This window comes from Sphingobium sp. OAS761 (assembly GCF_024168485.1).
Taxonomy (GTDB): Bacteria; Pseudomonadota; Alphaproteobacteria; order Sphingomonadales; family Sphingomonadaceae; genus Sphingobium.
The window spans coordinates 1-15,693 of sequence record NZ_JALJVY010000002.1; the positions used below are offsets into that span (position 1 = coordinate 1).

Sequence of the window (15,693 nt, forward strand, 5' to 3'; positions counted from 1 at the left end):
CTGAAATCGGTGATGACGTGCGCCCCGCCGAAGCTGCCATAGCCATAGCCGCCGTCGCCGATCCGGAATATGTCCGCACCCGTCCCGCCGGTCGCCGTGTCACGGCTGTTGACCCCCTGGCCCAGGCCGACGACATCGTCGCCCGCGCCGCCGTTCAGCGTGTTGATGCCATAGCCGCCGTTCAGCACATCATTGCCGTCGCCGCCATTGATCGTGTCGTCGCCATAGCCGCCATTGACCGTGTCGTTACCGGCATCGCCGCTCAACACGTCATTGTCGTCGCCGCCGTCGACATGGTCGTCGCCCGCGCCCGCGTTGATGATGTCCGCGCCGCTGCTGCCATAGAGATTGTCGATGGCCGAACTGCCGGTCAGCTGGTCCGCTCCCGACCCGCCGTCCATCCAGCTGCCCGCCGTCCCGGCGGTCATGATGTCGTCGCCATCCTCGCCCAGCATATAGTCGCTGCCCGCGCCGCCGACCATCATGTCGTTCCCCGCGCCGCCCCACATGCTGTCATTGCCGGCATCGCCATACATGCTGTCGTTGCCCGCATCGCCGTACAGCGTGTCATTGTCGTTGCCGCCGCGCACAACATCGTCGCCTTCGCCGCCGTACAGCGTGTCGTTGCCGTTGCCGCCGCGCATCGTGTCGCTGCCGCCCAGGCCATAGGCGACGATATTGCCCGCGGTCGCCGCCAGCGTATCATTGCCCACCGTACCGCGCCAAACCGGGAAAGTGTCGGTGAAATCATCCTGCGTCAGCGACGAAATGCCGTTGATGTAGGTATAGATATCCAGTTCCGAAAACTGGCCGTTGTCATCGACGTCGACCCACAGTTCGACCCGGTTGTTGGTCGCGTCATGCTTCCAGACCACATCGGCGAAGCCGTCGCCCACCAGTTCGGCGGGCAATTGCACGCCCGACGCATCGCCGGTGATGACGAAGGTAAAGTCGATCGGCGCGGCGTTGAACACGATGCCGCGACCATAGGCGTAGGATGGCAGGTCGATCTTGTCGCCGCCGGCCACGCCCGCACCCTCGAAATCCATGATGACGTCGATCGTGGAGGGCGAACTGTCGGATCGCGGGGTATTATAGGTAAAGGCAAAGATGTCGTTGCCCGCGCCGCCGGTCAGCGTGTCGCCGTCCAGCCCGCCGATGATGATATCATTGCCCGCGCCACCGTTCAGAATGTCCTGTCCCGCACCGCCCGAAATCGAGTCCGCGCCGCTGCCGCCGGTGATGATGTCGTTGCCCGCGCCCCCGCTGACGATCATGGCGTTGGTGGCGGCCGCGCCGTTCAGGTAGAGGAGATCGGTCTGGAGCTGGCTGCCGGCATCGATCCAGGTCACGTTCGTCGCGGCGTTCAGCGTCAGCTTCACCTGGCCGTTGCCGATGGCGAAGCGCTCGACATTGCGCACGGTATCGGCATCGAACACAACATAGCTGGCGTAGTTGCCATATATGGACAGGATGTCGATCGCCCCGTCGGCGGCGCTGCCGTCGATCCGGTCGGCAGTGTTGAGCGATGCGCCCACGGTAATGTAATCCGCGCCCGCGCCGCCTGTGACGGTATCGTTGCCGGTTCCGGTGACGATTTCGTCATCGCCGTTGCCGCCGTTCAATATGTCGTTGCCGGCCCCGCCGTCGATCAGGTCGTTGCCGTCCTCACCACTGATGGTGTCGGCGCCATCGTCGCCATAGATCGTATCGTCGCCGACGCCGCCGTAGAGGATGTCGTTGCCGAAACCCCCGCTGATCCAGTCATTGCCATCGTCGCCGTGGATGGTGTCATTGCCGTCCTCGCCGTACAGGCTGTCGTCGCCCAGGCCGCCTGAGATGCTATCATCGCCGCCACCGCCATAGATCTGATCGGGATCGTCCGTCCCGTTCAGGATGTTAGCGGTTCCGTCTCCTATGATATTCGCCATCACGATCCTCCCCGCGCGCGGCACATCATGCCGCTGCGCAAACCGGCCAGCCTGCGACCAGCGCTAGCCATAGTCAGCGCCGGGGCAGAATCCATGCCGCGTTCTAGGTATGGATCCGCGATGGCCGGGAAAAATATCGGGCGCCAAATCAAGGGCTGCCCAATGGTCATCGCACCATCTGTCGCCTATGGCGGTCCCTCATCATGCAAGGATGCCCCATGCCGCTACCGCACGCCCGCTATATCGTCCTGCACCATGACGGGGCCTGGAAAATCAACCTGAACAATAAATATTACGGCCCCTTCGACACGCAGGCCGCTGCGGTGGACAGCGCCACGGACACCGCGCGCGAGGCAAGCAGGGCCGGCCATCCCGCGTCTGTCCTGCTGATGCGGGGAACGCAGTTCGACACGCTGTGGAGCAGCGTCGACGAAGCAGGCTAAAAAAGTCGACGACTTTCCCGGACAGCCCGGGAACAAAATCGCACGATAAACATTCCTACAGTCCGAATTGGCGGGTCGAGGGAATGAGCAAGAAGATTCTGATCGTCGAGGACGAAATTTTCGTCGCGTTGGAAATCGAACAGATTGTTGAAGATGCCGGTTTCGCGGTGGGCGCCATTGCCGCGGACCGCGAAGCCGCCCTTGCCTGCGCGGAAGATTGCGACATAGCGCTGGTCGATCTCAACCTGCGGGACGGACCGACAGGCCCCATGATCGGCATGGAACTGGCGGGCAACCATGGTATCCGCGTGATTTACGTGACGGCCAACCCCGCCCAGATCGGCGAGGCATCGGTGGCGGCGCTGGGTTTCATCACCAAACCATTCCGTGCCCACAGCATCGCTGCCGCGCTGCATCTTGCCGCCGCCGACGAACCCGAAGTCCAAGCCGCGAACATAAGCGGTTTTACGCCTTTTTCTCCACGCGACTCATGGAGCGGGATGGAATCCAGAGGCTGACGCAAAGTCCGCTCGTCTGCCACTCCCTGATCATCCGGCCGCCCAATTGCCGTTCCACGCTCAGCGCCATCAGCCGGCTGCCGAACCCTTCCGTCCGGTCCGATGGCACGGCGGGCCCGCCCTCTTCCCGCCAGTCGATCCGCACATCCGGTCCATCGCTGCTGACATCCAGCGTGACCACGCCGTTCGGAGTCGACAGGGCGCCATATTTGGCGGCGTTGGTTGCCAGTTCGTGAAAGATAAGCGCCAGCGGCGTCGCCGACCGGTCATCGATCTGCACGTCGGCTCCCACCAGGTTGATCCGACGATGCTCCGGTCCGCCATATGGCGCGAAAATCTGTTCCAGCAATCCCCGCAACATGCCAATGCCGCCACCCGCGCGCGGCGCGGATTCCGCGCTGTGCGGCCGCACGAAGTCGTGGGCACGCCCCAATGCCAGGATGCGATCCCGCAGATCGTCCGCCCCATCACGCATTTCCGGTCTTTGGCGGGCGGACAGGGCAACTAGTCCGCCGATCACGGAAAAGATGTTCTTTATGCGATGCGACAGTTCATGCGCGATCATTTCGCGCTCTTCCATCATCAGCCGCTGTTCGTGAATGTCGGTGCATGTGCCGATCCACCGGACGATGACGCCGTGGGAATCCCGGATCGGCAACGCCCGGCCGAGCGTCCAGCGATAGTCGCCGCTACGATGCCGCAGGCGATATTCGATTTCATAGGGCTCGCCGGTCGCCAGACTGTGCCGCCAGCGTTCCCACGCCAGCGGCTGGTCATCCGGGTGGAACATGCCGTTCCACGCTTCGCCATCGGTGGATCCCACGGGCACGCCGGTGAATTCGTACCACCGGGCATTATAATAGTCGTGATAGCCATCGGCCAGCGTCGACCAGACCATCTGCGGCATGGTGTCCGCCAGGGTGCGGAACAATCGCTCGCTGTCGGCCACGGCCGCGGCTTCCATCCGCTGCCGGGCGAGCACGTCGCGATTGCGCCGGCGCGCCTCCAGTTCGATCATCACCTGCCGCGCCATCAGGGTCAGCCCCTGCCGCTGGACCGGCGTCAGCGCGTCGCGGGGCTTCGTGTCGATGACGCAGAGCGCGCCCAGCGGGCCGCTTTCCGCGCTCGACAACGGCGCGCCCGCGTAAAAACGGATGAAGGGCGCGTCCGTGACCAGCCGGTTGTCGGAGAAACGCGGGTCGCGGCTGGCGTCCGGCACCAGGAAAATCTCGTCACCCAGCATCGCCTGCGCGCAAAAGGACACGTCGCGCGGCGTTTCTTCGGCATCCAGGCCGGTGCGCGCCAGAAACCGCTGACGCACATCCTCGACGATGCTCACCAGTGCGATCGGCGCCTCGCAAAGGGCGGCCGCGAAGGCGCAAATCTCGTCCAGAGTGCGAAACCCGCCGGAATCAAGATCATACAGCGCCAGCAGCGCGGTCCGGTCCGTTTCCAGTCCGCGGCCGTCAGCCATCGCTGACCCGTTCGATGTCGGCGCCGACCGCAGACAGTTTTTCCTCAAGCCGCTCATAGCCGCGATCGAGATGGTAAACGCGATTGACCTGCGTTTCGCCTTCCGCCGCCAGCCCGGCCAGGATCAGGCTCATGGAAGCGCGCAGGTCGGTCGCCATCACCGGAGCACCGACGAGCCGGCTCACCCCGCGAACGACCGCAGTCCTGCCGTTGACGGCAATATCGGCACCCATGCGCGCCAGTTCGGGCACATGCATGTAGCGATTCTCGAAGATGGTTTCGGTTAGCACCGACGCCCCGTCGGCCAGCGTCAGCATCGCCATGAACTGCGCCTGCATGTCGGTGGGGAAGGCGGGAAAGGGCGCGGTCGACAGTGTCAGCGGCTTCAGCCGGCCGTCCGACACGACCCGGATACCGCCCCTGTACGCGTCGACCTGTACCCCGCAGTCCCGCAGCGCAGCCAGTATCGCATGCATGTCGTCTGCGCTGGCACCGACCAGGTCCAGAGATCCGCCGGTGATCGCTGCCGCACAGGCATAGCTGCCGGCCTCGATCCGATCGGGCATGACGCTGTAGGTCGCGCCGTGCAGTCGGTCGCGCCCGTGAATTACCAGCTTGTCGCTGCCAATGCCTTCGATGTCCGCGCCCATGGCGACCAGCAGGTTGCAAAGGTCGACGATTTCCGGTTCGCGTGCGGCATTTTCCAGCGTGCAGGTGCCTTTGGCGAGCACGGCTGCCATCACCGCATTCTCGGTCGCGCCGACCGACACTACAGGGAAAGTATAGACGCCGCCCGGCAGGCCGCCGTCGGGCGCGCTGGCACGGACATAGCCCGCCGTAAGTTCGATCTTCGCCCCGAGCGCTTCCAGCGCCTTGAGATGCAGGTCGATCGGACGGTTGCCGATCGCACAGCCGCCGGGCAGCGATACGCGCGCTTCCCCCGCCCGCGCGAGCAACGGACCCAGTACGAGGATGGAGGCGCGCATCTTGCGAACGATGTCATAGGGTGCCTCGGTCGAGGTGACGCGCCCGGCCCGCAAGGTCATGACGCGACCGAAATCCTCGGGCCGCGCGCCTTCGATCATGGTGGACACGCCCAGCTGGTTGAGCAGATGCCCGAAACTGTCGACATCGGCCAGTCGCGGCAGGTTGCGCAGCGTCACCGGCTCGTCCGTGAGCAGCGCGCACGGAAGCAGCGTCAACGCCGCATTTTTCGCGCCGGAAATAGTTAGGCGGCCGTTCAGCACTTTGCCGCCGCGGATATGAATGCGGTCCATTGCTCAGGGTTCATAGCGCTTCCGGCGGGCGACGCAAGGCGCTCAATTCGGTCCGTTCGGGCAGGTCGAAAACAATATTATCCGCCCTCTGCGGAGATTGATCGAGTTTAGTGCGATTCCTGAAAATGCAGCCAAAAGGCGCTTGGGGCGTTTTGCCATCGTAACGACAACCATAGACAAGAAGGTTTTATTGGTGGCGACAAGCTGTTTCGCGGAAAGGTTGAGCCGGCATGTGCCGTTATCCGACGCGGAAAAGACCGCTCTGGCCAGGCTTGAGGAGAACCCCCGCAAGATCAAGCGCGGGGCGATGATCCAGCGTGTCAATGATACGGTGACCGAATTGTTCGTGCTGCGCGAAGGCCGCGTCATGAGCTTCGTCATCCTGCCCGACGGCAGCCGCCAGATATTGCGGGTTTACTTCCCCGGCGACTTCATCGGATCGGCCAGCACCATCTACAATCGTTCGCCGGAATCGCTGGTGGCGCTGTCGGACGCGGTGGTGTGCCCGTTCGACAAACACGCCTTGCGCCGCCTGCTTGAGGAATATCCGCGCGTCGCGGCCCTGCTGTTCCTGATGTCCAACGCGGAACGGGTGTCGATGACCGACCGGCTGGCCTCGCTGGGCCGCACCTCGGCCAAAGCCCGGGTGGCCGCGTTCCTGCTCGACATGTTCGATCGCCTGCGGGTCACGGACGAGAATATCACCGACAGTTTCGACCTGAGGCTGACGCAGGAGGAGATCGGCGATTCCATCGGGCTGACATCGGTCCATGTGAACCGCATGATCCGGCAGATGGAGCAGGAAGGGCTGATCAGTCGGTCGAACGGGCGCATCACCCTGCTCGACCTGCGCCGGCTGGAGGACATCGGCCACTATACCAACCGGCACAAGGACATTGACCTTGAGTGGTTGCCGGTCGGCTGACGGGTCCCGTCACGCCAGCAGTTCGACGTCCCAGTACAGCCAGTCGTGCCAGCTTTCATGCAGATAGCCCGGCGGAAAGGCGCGACCATGTTCCTGCAACTGCCAGCTCGTCGGCCGGATCGGCTGAACGTGCAGTTGCATGTGCGCTTCCTTCGGCGTCCGCCCGCCTTTCTTGAGGTTGCACGGAGAACAGGCGGTCGCGACATTCTCCCACGTCGTCCGTCCGCCCGCCCGGCGGGGAATGACATGGTCGAACGTCAGGTCGCTGGTGGACCCACAATATTGGCAGGCGAAACGGTCGCGCAGAAACAGGTTGAACCGGGTGAAGGCAGGATGTTCCGACGGCTTCACATATTGTTTGAGCGCGATGACCGACGGGATCTTCATTTCGACGCTGGGACTGTGGACCTCCCGCTCGTAACTGGCGACGATATCCACCCGCTCCAGAAAGACGGCCTTGATGGCGGTTTGCCAGGGCCACAGGCTCAGGGGATAATAGCTCAGGGGCGTATAGTCGGCATTCAGAACCAGCGCCGGACAATTTTCCGGATGCCGTATGATATCGGGATGGTACATGGAATATCTCTACCCCCTTGCCGACGCCGCTGATCCACCAGCAACGTGACAAGCGCATGACAGCATTAACCTTTATCCCTCGTCAAGACCCTGTATGACTCGATCCGCCGCACCCCATTATATGGTGACCCGCTTCGCGCCCAGCCCTACCGGCCGCCTGCATGTCGGCCATGGGTGGTCCGCGCTGATGGCGATGGACATGGCCCGCCGGACAGGCGGCACGTTCCGCCTGCGGATCGAGGACATCGACGGCACCCGCAGCCGACCGGACCATGTGGCGGCGATCACGGAGGATCTGCGCTGGTTGGGAATTGACTGGGACGGCGCCATCGTCTTCCAGTCGCATCGGCTGGCGCTCTATGATGCCGCGCTGGACCGGCTGCGCGCGATGGGGCTGCTCTATCCCTGTTTCTGCACCCGCGCAGACATCGCCGCGAGCGCAAGCGCACCGCACGGACCGGAAGGCCCGGTCTATCCCGGCACCTGCCGTGTCCTGCCGCCGGTCGACCGGGCCGCCCGGATGGCGCGGGGCGATGCCCATGCCTGGCGCCTCGACGTGGCGCGGGCGGCCGCGCTTGCGGGAAGGCTCGACTGGACCGAACGCCCCTTCCCGCCGGACGATAGCGCGCCGACACGGGCGGTCGCTGCCGATGCGCTGCGCCACGGCGACGTGGTGCTGGCGCGCAAGGACGCGCCGGCCAGCTATCATCTGTCCTGCACGCTCGACGATGCCGCGATGGGCATCACCCACGTCCTTCGCGGCGACGACCTGCGCGATGCGACGGGCATCCACCGGCTGATCCAGGCGTTGCTGGACCTTCCCGCCCCCGTCTATGTCCACCATCCCCTGCTGGTCGACGCGACCGGCCGCCGCCTCGCCAAGCGCAACGGGTCGATCGCGCTGGCGGACCTGCGGGCCCAGGGCGCGGACCCGGCCGCACTGGCCGCCGACCTTCGGCAGGGACGCTTTCCGGTTGGAATCACCGCCGGAAGGGCCTAGGACCGGCATATGACCGTTTTTCTCGTCATCGCCCTCGTCCTCGCCATGGCCGCGACCCTGTTCGCGCTGATCCGGGGCATCGTCGCCTTCCTCCAGACCACCAAGGAAGACCTGAACGCGCCGGAGGGCAGCGGTCCCAGCCCCGCCCGGCTGAAGCAGAACAAGATGATGATGAACCGTATCCTGTTCCAGGCTGCGGCGGTCATCATCGTCGCCCTGCTGCTGCTGATGAAGGGCAATGGCTAGGGCCGGATGGTCAAGCTCAACAAGATCTATACGCGGACCGGCGACGACGGCACCACCGGACTCGTCGATGGCTCGCGCCTGCCCAAACATGCCCCGCGCATGCAGGCGGTCGGTGATGTGGATGAGGCCAACAGCGCCATCGGCCTGGCCATCGTGGCGATGGGCGAGCGGCCGGAGACGGGCTGGCTGACCGTGATCCAGAACGACCTGTTCGACCTTGGCGCCGACCTTGCCACCCCCGTTCCGGACGGTGCCGACGAACCCTGGGCATTGCGCATCACCGCCGGTCAGGTACGCCGTCTGGAAGACCAGATCGATGCGCTCAACGCCGATCTCGCGCCGCTGGACAGCTTTATCCTGCCCGGCGGCTCGCCTGCCGCCGCCGCCGTGCATCTGGCCCGCGCGGTCACGCGCAGGGCCGAACGCAGCGCGACGGCGGCCGCGGCCGACGTGACGCTCAATGCCCCGGCCCTCGCCTATCTCAACCGCCTTTCCGATCTGCTGTTCGTGCTGGCGCGCCGGTTGAACGACAATGGCGCGGCCGACGTCAAATGGGTTCCCGGCGCGTCGCGCTGACCTTCCGCCATCCGTCCGACTCAGGCCAGGCACGGTCTGTCTCGCGACGCGGAATTAACCCTGTTTCTTCATATCGGATTTAGAGACGAGCCCGAATTTCCGCCCCGACTTCGCAAAGGGGCTCTCATGCATTTCTACCTCGCCACCTCGTTCATTTTCCCTCGGTCGCTGCGCCTGCGCCTTTTCACGCTCTGCTTCCTCGCCACCCACCTGCCCTTGCTCGGCTATATCGGCTGGGGACTGGCAACCGCCCGCATCGCGCTGCCGGAATTTCTGGCGCTTACGCTGGCGACGGTCGTCGGCACGGGCCTTGCGCTGATCGGCATCGGCGCCTTGCTCAATCCGATCCATGCCCTTGCCGAAACGCTGGACCAGCGTGAGGAAACCGGAACCGGGCTGCCCGATGTCGGGGATGTGATCCACACGCTCTATGCCGGCGTCCATCGGGCCGCATCGGCCACCCGGGCGCATCTGGACGACCTGCACGTCGCCGCGCACGAAGACCCGCTGACAGGAATCGGCAATCGCCGCGGCTTCCACGCGCAGATCGACGCCCTGCCTGCGGAGTTGCGGCGGGGCACAGTGGCGCTGATCGACCTCGATCATTTCAAGCAGGTCAACGACCAACTGGGCCATGACGAAGGCGACAGGGTGTTGCAGGCTTTCGCCGGTCGCCTGGCCGCGCAGGTTCGCCGGGCGGACCTGGTCGCCCGCTGGGGCGGCGAGGAATTCGTCATCTTCTTCCAGAATGTGATCGAGGACGAGGCGAGCTGGTCGCTGGCACGTATCGCGCGGCAGATGCGGATCGACCCGATCGGCCATCTCGACGGCCGGCCGATCAGCTTTTCCGCCGGGCTCAGTCACTGGTCCGACGGACAGTTGGAGGACGCGTTGGCGGCCGCGGACGGCGCGCTCTACCAGGCCAAGGAAGCAGGGCGTGACCGGGTATGTCGCGCAACGCTGGAAGCTGCCGTCGCCTGTTCCTGATTTTGGCCGGGAACCGTACCCGCCCTTCGTGCGCTTTCCTCCGCGGAGCGGCGCATTTTCGAAAGGGCGGGCATGGCGAAAAGCCGGAGTGAAGCCGGACACGACAGTCTGTCCACACAATATCGCGACGTCCGCGCGCTGACGCTTGCCCTTGCCGCCCCCCTGTCGGACGCCGATGCCACCGTCCAGTCGATGGCCGACGCGTCGCCCGCCAAATGGCACCTGGCGCATGTGACCTGGTTTTTCGAAACCTTCATATTGCGCGACCATGTGCCCGGCTACCGCGCCTTCGATCCCGGCTATGCCTATCTGTTCAACAGCTATTACGAGGCGGAAGGACCGCGCCATGCCCGGCCGATGCGCGGCCTGCTGACCCGGCCTTCGCTGGAAGAGGTCTGCGCCTATCGGGCGCATGTCGACGATGCACTGCTGCGCGCCCTGCCCATGCTGCGCGCGCCCGCGCGGCCCCTGCTTGCGCTCGGCCTGCATCATGAGCAGCAGCATCAGGAATTGCTGTTGACCGACATCCAGCATCTTTTCGCTCAGAACCCGCTGGAGCCGGCCCTGTTCGATGCGCCGAGCGCCAGCGCGCTGGATCTGCCCGGCCCGCTGCACTGGGTGGAGGGGCGCGAAGGACTGGTGGAAATCGGCGATGACGGCAGGCACGGCTTCGCCTTCGACTGCGAAGGGCCGCGCCACCGCGCCCTGCTGCACCCCCATGCTCTGGGCCACCGTCCCATCACCAACGGCGAATGGGTCGCGTTCATGGAAGATGGCGGCTACGCCACGGCATCGCTCTGGCTGTCGGACGGCTGGGCATGGGTGCAGGCCAATGACGTGACCGCTCCGCTCTACTGGCGACGCAGCGATCAGGGCTGGAGCCGGTTCGCTCTGGACGGCCGGCATCCGGTCAATCCGGCGGAACCGGTCACCCATATCAGCCTGTTCGAAGCGGACGCCTTCGCGACATGGGCCGGTGCGCGCCTGCCGACCGAAGCCGAATGGGAAAGCGCCGCGCTCAACATCGCACCGGGCAGCGGCACCCTGCTGGACGGCGCCATGTGCCCCCGGCCCCGTCCCGCGACCGGCACCACCGGCCTGACCCGGATGTTCGGCGACGTGTGGGAATGGACCGGCAGCGCCTATCGTCCCCACCCCGGCTTCCGGGCCGCCAAGGGCGCGGTCGGCGAATATAACGGCAAGTTCATGTCGGGCCAGTTCGTGCTGAAGGGCGGCAGTTGCGCAACCCCGCGCGGCCATGTCCGGGCAAGCTACCGCAACTTCTTTTATCCCCACCAACGCTGGCAGTTCACCGGGCTGCGACTAGCAAAGGATCTGTGACACGATGCTGCTGACACAAGATGCCCCGACCGCAACCCGGCCTGCCGATCCCGCCTTTCTTCGCGACATCGTCCAGGGCCTGTCCGCCGCCCGCAAGGCGACGCCGCCCATCTGGTTCTACGACCGGCGCGGATCGGAATTGTTCGAGGACATAACCAACCTGCCCGAATATTATCCCACCCGCACGGAAACCGCGCTGCTGCAACGGCATGGAGCGGATTTCGCCCGTGCGATCGGGCGCGGCCGCGCGGTGGTTGAATTCGGTGCGGGCAGCGCACGCAAGACGCCCCACCTGCTGCGCGCGATCGACCCTGCCGCCTATGTGCCGATCGACATCAGCGGCGATTTCCTGCGCGCCAGCAGCTCCGTGCTCGCGCGCAGCTTCCCCGCGCTGCCGGTGTTGCCGCTGGTTGGCGATTTCAACGGCCCGCTGACGTTGCCGGCGCAGGTGGACGGGTTGCCCCGCCTGGGCTTCTTCCCCGGATCGACCATCGGGAATATGGAACCGAGCGCCGCCGTCGACCTGCTGCGCGCCATGCGCGACCTGCTCGGCGACGATGCCATGCTGCTGATCGGCATGGACAGGATCAAGGATCGCGACCGGCTGATCGCGGCCTATGACGACGCACAAGGTGTGACCGCCGCCTTCAACCTGAACCTGGCAAAGCGCATCAATCGCGAACTGGAAGGCGATCTTCCGGTCGACGGCCTGGCCCATCGTGCCATATGGAATGATGACAAGGCCCGCGTGGAAATGCATCTGGAAGCGATCCGCCCCCTGCATTTCCATGTCGCCGGCCATTGCTTCACCATGGCAGCGGGCGAGACCATCCACACCGAAAGCAGCCACAAATACGGCCCGCGCGACGCCCGGCTGCTGTTGCGCGCGGGCGGGTGGAATCCGGTGGAGGAATGGACCGACGCGGAGGGGCTGTTTTCGCTGATGCTGGCGCGCGCGTCCTAATTACCGGGCCGCGCCTTGCAACGAACCGGCCTAATTGTCGACGCTTGCCGACCATGTGGTGATCCAGTGCCAGGCACCCCGGCACTCGCCCATCGCCGTCGCTTCGACCAGACGGAACAGGCTGCCGTCCCAGACATAGGATTCGCTGCCGCCGCAATCGCCCAGCCCGCGCCCCTTGGCGAAACTGTCCAGACGGGACTTGCCGGCGTCCCAGCCGGCGTTGACCAGCATCGGCTGCGCGGGATTTTCGGTCCAGCCCGGCTTGTAGTCGAAGGATGCGAGGCGGAACACCCGCCGTCCCGGCACGCCGGACGCGATCACCGGCACGCTGCTGAAATTATAGGCGCCCGCCCCGCAGGGCACCAGGATCAGCGTCTCCGTCTTCGACAGCCGGTGCTGCTCCATCGGAGGGCCGCTGTTCATCTCTTCGGTGCAGCCGGTCATGCTGCCGATCCGGGTGCGTTCGTCGCGCCACAGGGCGGCCGGCTCCGGTCCGGCCGGAACGGGCGCGCGCTGGATGCGTGGCGCGGCTGGCGCCGCCTTCACCGCCAGCACGCCCAGCGGGCCGCTCGCGATCAGGGCCGTGGTGGTCCCCGCCCGTCCCTGCCGCGCATCCATGTAGCGTAGCGCCGCCGCCGATCCGCTGAGCGAGGGCCGTCCGACCGGCTTGCCGCCCAGCCGTACCTCCATCGCCGTGCCGCGCGCCATGCCGATGGCGAGGGCGGAAGCCTGCGGCCCGCGCACGGTCGCCGTGCCGCCCCGCGCGGTGGCGGACGCGATCCTGCGGCCGTCGATGATGAAACTGACCTCGGCCTGGCCCTTGCCGTCGCGCTCGAACCAGACCTCGGTCGCGGCATCCGGACCGGCATCGCGCACGACACCGATCATCATCGGGTTATCGGGCCAGTCGCCATTTTCGGGCAGCAGCGCGATCGCTTCGCACCGATTGCGATTGTCGCAACCGATGGTCCAGTCCTTGTATGTTTCCAGCGACCCGGGCACGGGCGGCCGCGGCGCGCCCACGCCACCCGACGACGCGGTCATCAGCATGACCGCCGCTATGATGCTTGCCCCCATGGATTAACCATAACGCATTTGGCCGCTTGGGACCAGCGCTATCATTACAAAGGCTTAACGACCTTCATCGGAGGCTGAGCATCAGGCCCGCCAGCGCCGCGCTCATCAGGTTGGCCAGGCTGCCGGCGACCAGTGCCTTGATCCCCAGCCGCGCGATCATCGGTCGCTGGTTCGGCGCCAGATTGCCGGTCACCGCCATCTGGATCGCGATCGAACTGAAATTGGCGAAACCGCACAGCGCGAAGGTGACGATGGCAATGGTCGCGGGCGACAGGGTGCCCTGCACCTGCCCAAGGTTGATATAGGCGACGAATTCGTTGAGCACGACCTTCGTCCCGAACAGGCCGCCGGCGACCTGCGCCTCCTCCCAGGGGATGTTGAGCAGGTACATGACCGGCGAAAACAAGGTGCCCAGCAGCATCTGGAAACTGAGGTCGGGATAGCCGAACCAGGCGCCGATACCGCCCAGAATGCCGTTTGCCAGCGCCACCAGCGCGACGAAGGCCAGCACCATCGCCCCGACCGCAACCGCCAGCTTGACACCGGTCTGCGCGCCCTGCGCGGCCGCCATGATCAGGTTGGCGGGCCGTTCCTCGTCATGCGTGGCGGGCGGCATGGGTTCGCCCGGCGTCCCTTCGGGCAGCAGCGCCGCCGGCCCCGCCCCGCTGATGCGCGTGTCGGGCAGCGGCATGTCGGGATGATCGCCCAGCGGCAGTTCGGTCTGCACCGGTCGCAGCGGATCGGGCATCATGATCTTGGCCATCAGCAGCCCGCCCGGCGCGGCCATGAAGCTGGCTGCGAGCAGATAGTCGATCTTGATTCCCATCGACGCATAGGCGGCCAGGATGGTGCCGGCGACGCCCGCCATGCCGCTGCTCATGACGGCAAACAGTTGCGATGGCGTCAGGGCGGCCAGATAGGGACGGATGACCAGCGGGCTTTCGCTCTGCCCGACGAAGATGTTGGCCGCCGCGCACAGGCTTTCGACCTTGGACACCCCTGTCACCTTTTCGATCGCGCCGCCGACCCAGCGCACGATGAACTGCATGATCCCCAGATAATAGAGGATCGACACGAGGCTGGCGAAGAAGATGATCACGGGCAGCGCCGCGATGGCGAAGCTGGCGCCGCCGATGTCGGGCCGCGCGAGCGGACCGAAGATGAAATCCGTGCCCGCCTGCGCGTAGCCGAGCAGGTTCGAGACGCCCCTGGACATGCCGGCGATGATCGCCCGCCCGGCCGGGACATACAGGACCAGCAGCGCGATGCCCGCCTGCAACAGGAAAGCCGCGCCGACGACCCGCGGCCGGATGGCGCGCCGGTCGGACGACAGTGCAACGGCAATGAGGAGGATGAGCAGGATGCCGGCTAGGCCGATGACAAGATGCATGAAGCGCTTTCGCGGAAGGACGGATAAACCGCGCGACTATATGGGCGGCGCACAGCCATGGCCAGCCGCTTTGCGCCCGCGCGCCCTATGGCCGGGCGGCCAGCGCGATGGAAAGCCAGGACGACATGGCATCGGTGGCCAGCGGCGACGGCCGCATCCTCCGGCGCCCGCCTGCCGGCGAATCTTCATCCTCAACCACCAGGCCGCGCCGTTCCAGCGTCGCGACATGCTTGAGCACGATGTTCATGGAAATGCGAAGCTTCTCGCTGAGCTGGTCGAGCGTGGTCGCGCTCCCTTCCAGTTCCGTCTGGAACAGCATCAGCAATATATCCCAGGACGGATCGGAAAACAGATTCTGCCCGAATATCGTCGCCCGCATTTTCCGGGCTTCGACATAGCGGGACAGCAGCCCCAGCCTTTCGTCGTCGGGATCGTCGAGAATGGCCGGTTCGTCATGCCGGGCATGGAAACTGGTCAGGCATCGCTGGAGCGCAAGCACCAGGTCGACGGCCTCTTGATTCGGCAATTCGCGATCAGGCGGGGTATACGCGGTCATGAAGCGATTTCCGATCGAGTTCGACGCCGATGATGGTGAAGAGCAGCAGGGGAATGACCCAGATGGTGCTCAGCCCCTCGTAAATCCGGTCCGAAAAATTCTGTAGCAACAGCGTAACGACATGCGTGATGACGGTGATCAACTGGCTGGCCGCGGCCCAGATCGGCCAATAGCTGGCGCTGTTGAGCATCAACCAGAACAGGCCGACGAAAAACAGGCTGTCGACGATCAGCAGCCAAAATTGCGTCGCATGCCACGATCCCGCCATCCAAGCAGGAATGGTCAGCAGCACACTGGCCAGCAGCAGGACCGAAAAGAGCCTGCCGTCCCTTCCCCCGAACCCCACGGCGAATGCGCAGGTGAACAGGGTCAGCAGCCAGAAAGTAACCGTTATCATCTTGCGCCCCGGACAA

At 65.2% G+C, this 15,693-nt stretch carries 16 protein-coding genes and 1 pseudogene; 9 read left to right on the forward strand and 8 right to left on the reverse strand.

What is annotated here, in order from left to right; genetic code table 11:
* Positions 1-1,931, reverse strand: a pseudogene (locus tag J3E64_RS20620) (hypothetical protein); the annotation flags it as partial.
* A gap of 218 nt (positions 1,932-2,149) precedes the next feature.
* On the opposite strand from J3E64_RS20620, the gene J3E64_RS02660 reads away from it, so the two are divergent.
* Together J3E64_RS02660 and J3E64_RS02665 are read left to right on the forward strand one after the other, a co-directional pair.
* Positions 2,150-2,374, forward strand: coding sequence for a DUF2188 domain-containing protein (locus J3E64_RS02660; RefSeq protein WP_253339423.1), 225 nt, complete (start codon positions 2,150-2,152; stop codon positions 2,372-2,374).
* An 83-nt stretch (positions 2,375-2,457) separates the two neighbouring features.
* A complete protein-coding gene (locus J3E64_RS02665) occupies positions 2,458-2,892 on the forward strand; it encodes a response regulator (protein ID WP_253339425.1) in 435 nt (144 codons plus the stop codon).
* Here the strand turns inward: J3E64_RS02665 and J3E64_RS02670 are convergent.
* Positions 2,840-4,366 carry a PAS domain-containing protein gene (locus J3E64_RS02670; RefSeq protein ID WP_253339427.1) on the reverse strand — a complete coding sequence of 509 codons (1,527 nt, stop codon included), beginning with the start codon at positions 4,364-4,366 and terminating at the stop codon, positions 2,840-2,842. The genes J3E64_RS02665 and J3E64_RS02670 overlap by 53 nt on opposite strands.
* Entirely contained in the window at positions 4,359-5,642 is a 1,284-nt protein-coding gene (murA, locus tag J3E64_RS02675) for a UDP-N-acetylglucosamine 1-carboxyvinyltransferase (protein WP_253339429.1), read from the reverse strand. The genes J3E64_RS02670 and murA overlap by 8 nt, the downstream gene beginning before the upstream one ends.
* 190 nt (positions 5,643-5,832) lie before the next feature.
* Here murA and J3E64_RS02680 point away from each other — a divergent pair, with 190 nt between their 5' ends.
* Positions 5,833-6,567: a Crp/Fnr family transcriptional regulator gene (locus J3E64_RS02680; protein WP_253339431.1), complete on the forward strand. Its 735-nt coding sequence runs from the start codon at positions 5,833-5,835 to the stop codon at positions 6,565-6,567.
* Positions 6,568-6,576: 9 nt separating this feature from the next.
* On the opposite strand, the gene J3E64_RS02685 is transcribed toward J3E64_RS02680, so the two are convergent.
* Entirely contained in the window at positions 6,577-7,143 is a 567-nt protein-coding gene (locus tag J3E64_RS02685) for an HNH endonuclease (protein WP_253339433.1), read from the reverse strand.
* Between the two features lie 94 nt (positions 7,144-7,237).
* Here J3E64_RS02685 and gluQRS point away from each other — a divergent pair, with 94 nt between their 5' ends.
* The 6 genes from gluQRS to egtD all read left to right on the forward strand — a co-directional run bounded on the left by gluQRS (position 7,238) and on the right by egtD (position 12,257).
* Positions 7,238-8,143: a tRNA glutamyl-Q(34) synthetase GluQRS gene (gluQRS, locus tag J3E64_RS02690; protein ID WP_253339435.1), complete on the forward strand. Its 906-nt coding sequence runs from the start codon at positions 7,238-7,240 to the stop codon at positions 8,141-8,143.
* Positions 8,144-8,152: 9 nt separating this feature from the next.
* Positions 8,153-8,389 carry a twin transmembrane helix small protein gene (locus J3E64_RS02695; RefSeq protein WP_253339437.1) on the forward strand — a complete coding sequence of 79 codons (237 nt, stop codon included), beginning with the start codon at positions 8,153-8,155 and terminating at the stop codon, positions 8,387-8,389.
* Between the two features lie 6 nt (positions 8,390-8,395).
* Positions 8,396-8,965: a cob(I)yrinic acid a,c-diamide adenosyltransferase gene (locus tag J3E64_RS02700; protein WP_253339439.1), complete on the forward strand. Its 570-nt coding sequence runs from the start codon at positions 8,396-8,398 to the stop codon at positions 8,963-8,965.
* 126 nt (positions 8,966-9,091) lie between these two features.
* The gene (locus J3E64_RS02705) at positions 9,092-9,952 is read left to right on the forward strand and encodes a GGDEF domain-containing protein (protein ID WP_253339441.1); all 861 of its coding nucleotides are present in this window, start codon (positions 9,092-9,094) and stop codon (positions 9,950-9,952) included.
* A 72-nt stretch (positions 9,953-10,024) separates the two neighbouring features.
* Positions 10,025-11,293, forward strand: coding sequence for an ergothioneine biosynthesis protein EgtB (gene egtB / locus J3E64_RS02710; RefSeq protein ID WP_253339443.1), 1,269 nt, complete (start codon positions 10,025-10,027; stop codon positions 11,291-11,293).
* 4 nt (positions 11,294-11,297) lie between these two features.
* Positions 11,298-12,257: an L-histidine N(alpha)-methyltransferase gene (gene egtD / locus J3E64_RS02715; RefSeq protein WP_253339445.1), complete on the forward strand. Its 960-nt coding sequence runs from the start codon at positions 11,298-11,300 to the stop codon at positions 12,255-12,257.
* A gap of 30 nt (positions 12,258-12,287) precedes the next feature.
* On the opposite strand, the gene J3E64_RS02720 is transcribed toward egtD, so the two are convergent.
* The 4 genes from J3E64_RS02720 to J3E64_RS02735 form a co-directional block, all read right to left on the reverse strand.
* The gene (locus J3E64_RS02720) at positions 12,288-13,334 is read right to left on the reverse strand and encodes a DUF1176 domain-containing protein (RefSeq protein WP_253339447.1); all 1,047 of its coding nucleotides are present in this window, start codon (positions 13,332-13,334) and stop codon (positions 12,288-12,290) included.
* 64 nt (positions 13,335-13,398) lie between these two features.
* Positions 13,399-14,724 carry a NupC/NupG family nucleoside CNT transporter gene (locus tag J3E64_RS02725; RefSeq protein ID WP_253339448.1) on the reverse strand — a complete coding sequence of 442 codons (1,326 nt, stop codon included), beginning with the start codon at positions 14,722-14,724 and terminating at the stop codon, positions 13,399-13,401.
* An 85-nt stretch (positions 14,725-14,809) separates the two neighbouring features.
* Complete coding sequence (locus J3E64_RS02730) at positions 14,810-15,280, reverse strand: ArsR family transcriptional regulator (RefSeq protein WP_253339450.1); 471 nt, start codon at positions 15,278-15,280, stop codon at positions 14,810-14,812.
* Positions 15,258-15,677: a hypothetical protein gene (locus J3E64_RS02735; protein WP_253339452.1), complete on the reverse strand. Its 420-nt coding sequence runs from the start codon at positions 15,675-15,677 to the stop codon at positions 15,258-15,260. The genes J3E64_RS02730 and J3E64_RS02735 overlap by 23 nt, the downstream gene beginning before the upstream one ends.
* Between the last annotated feature and the right edge of the window lie 16 nt (positions 15,678-15,693).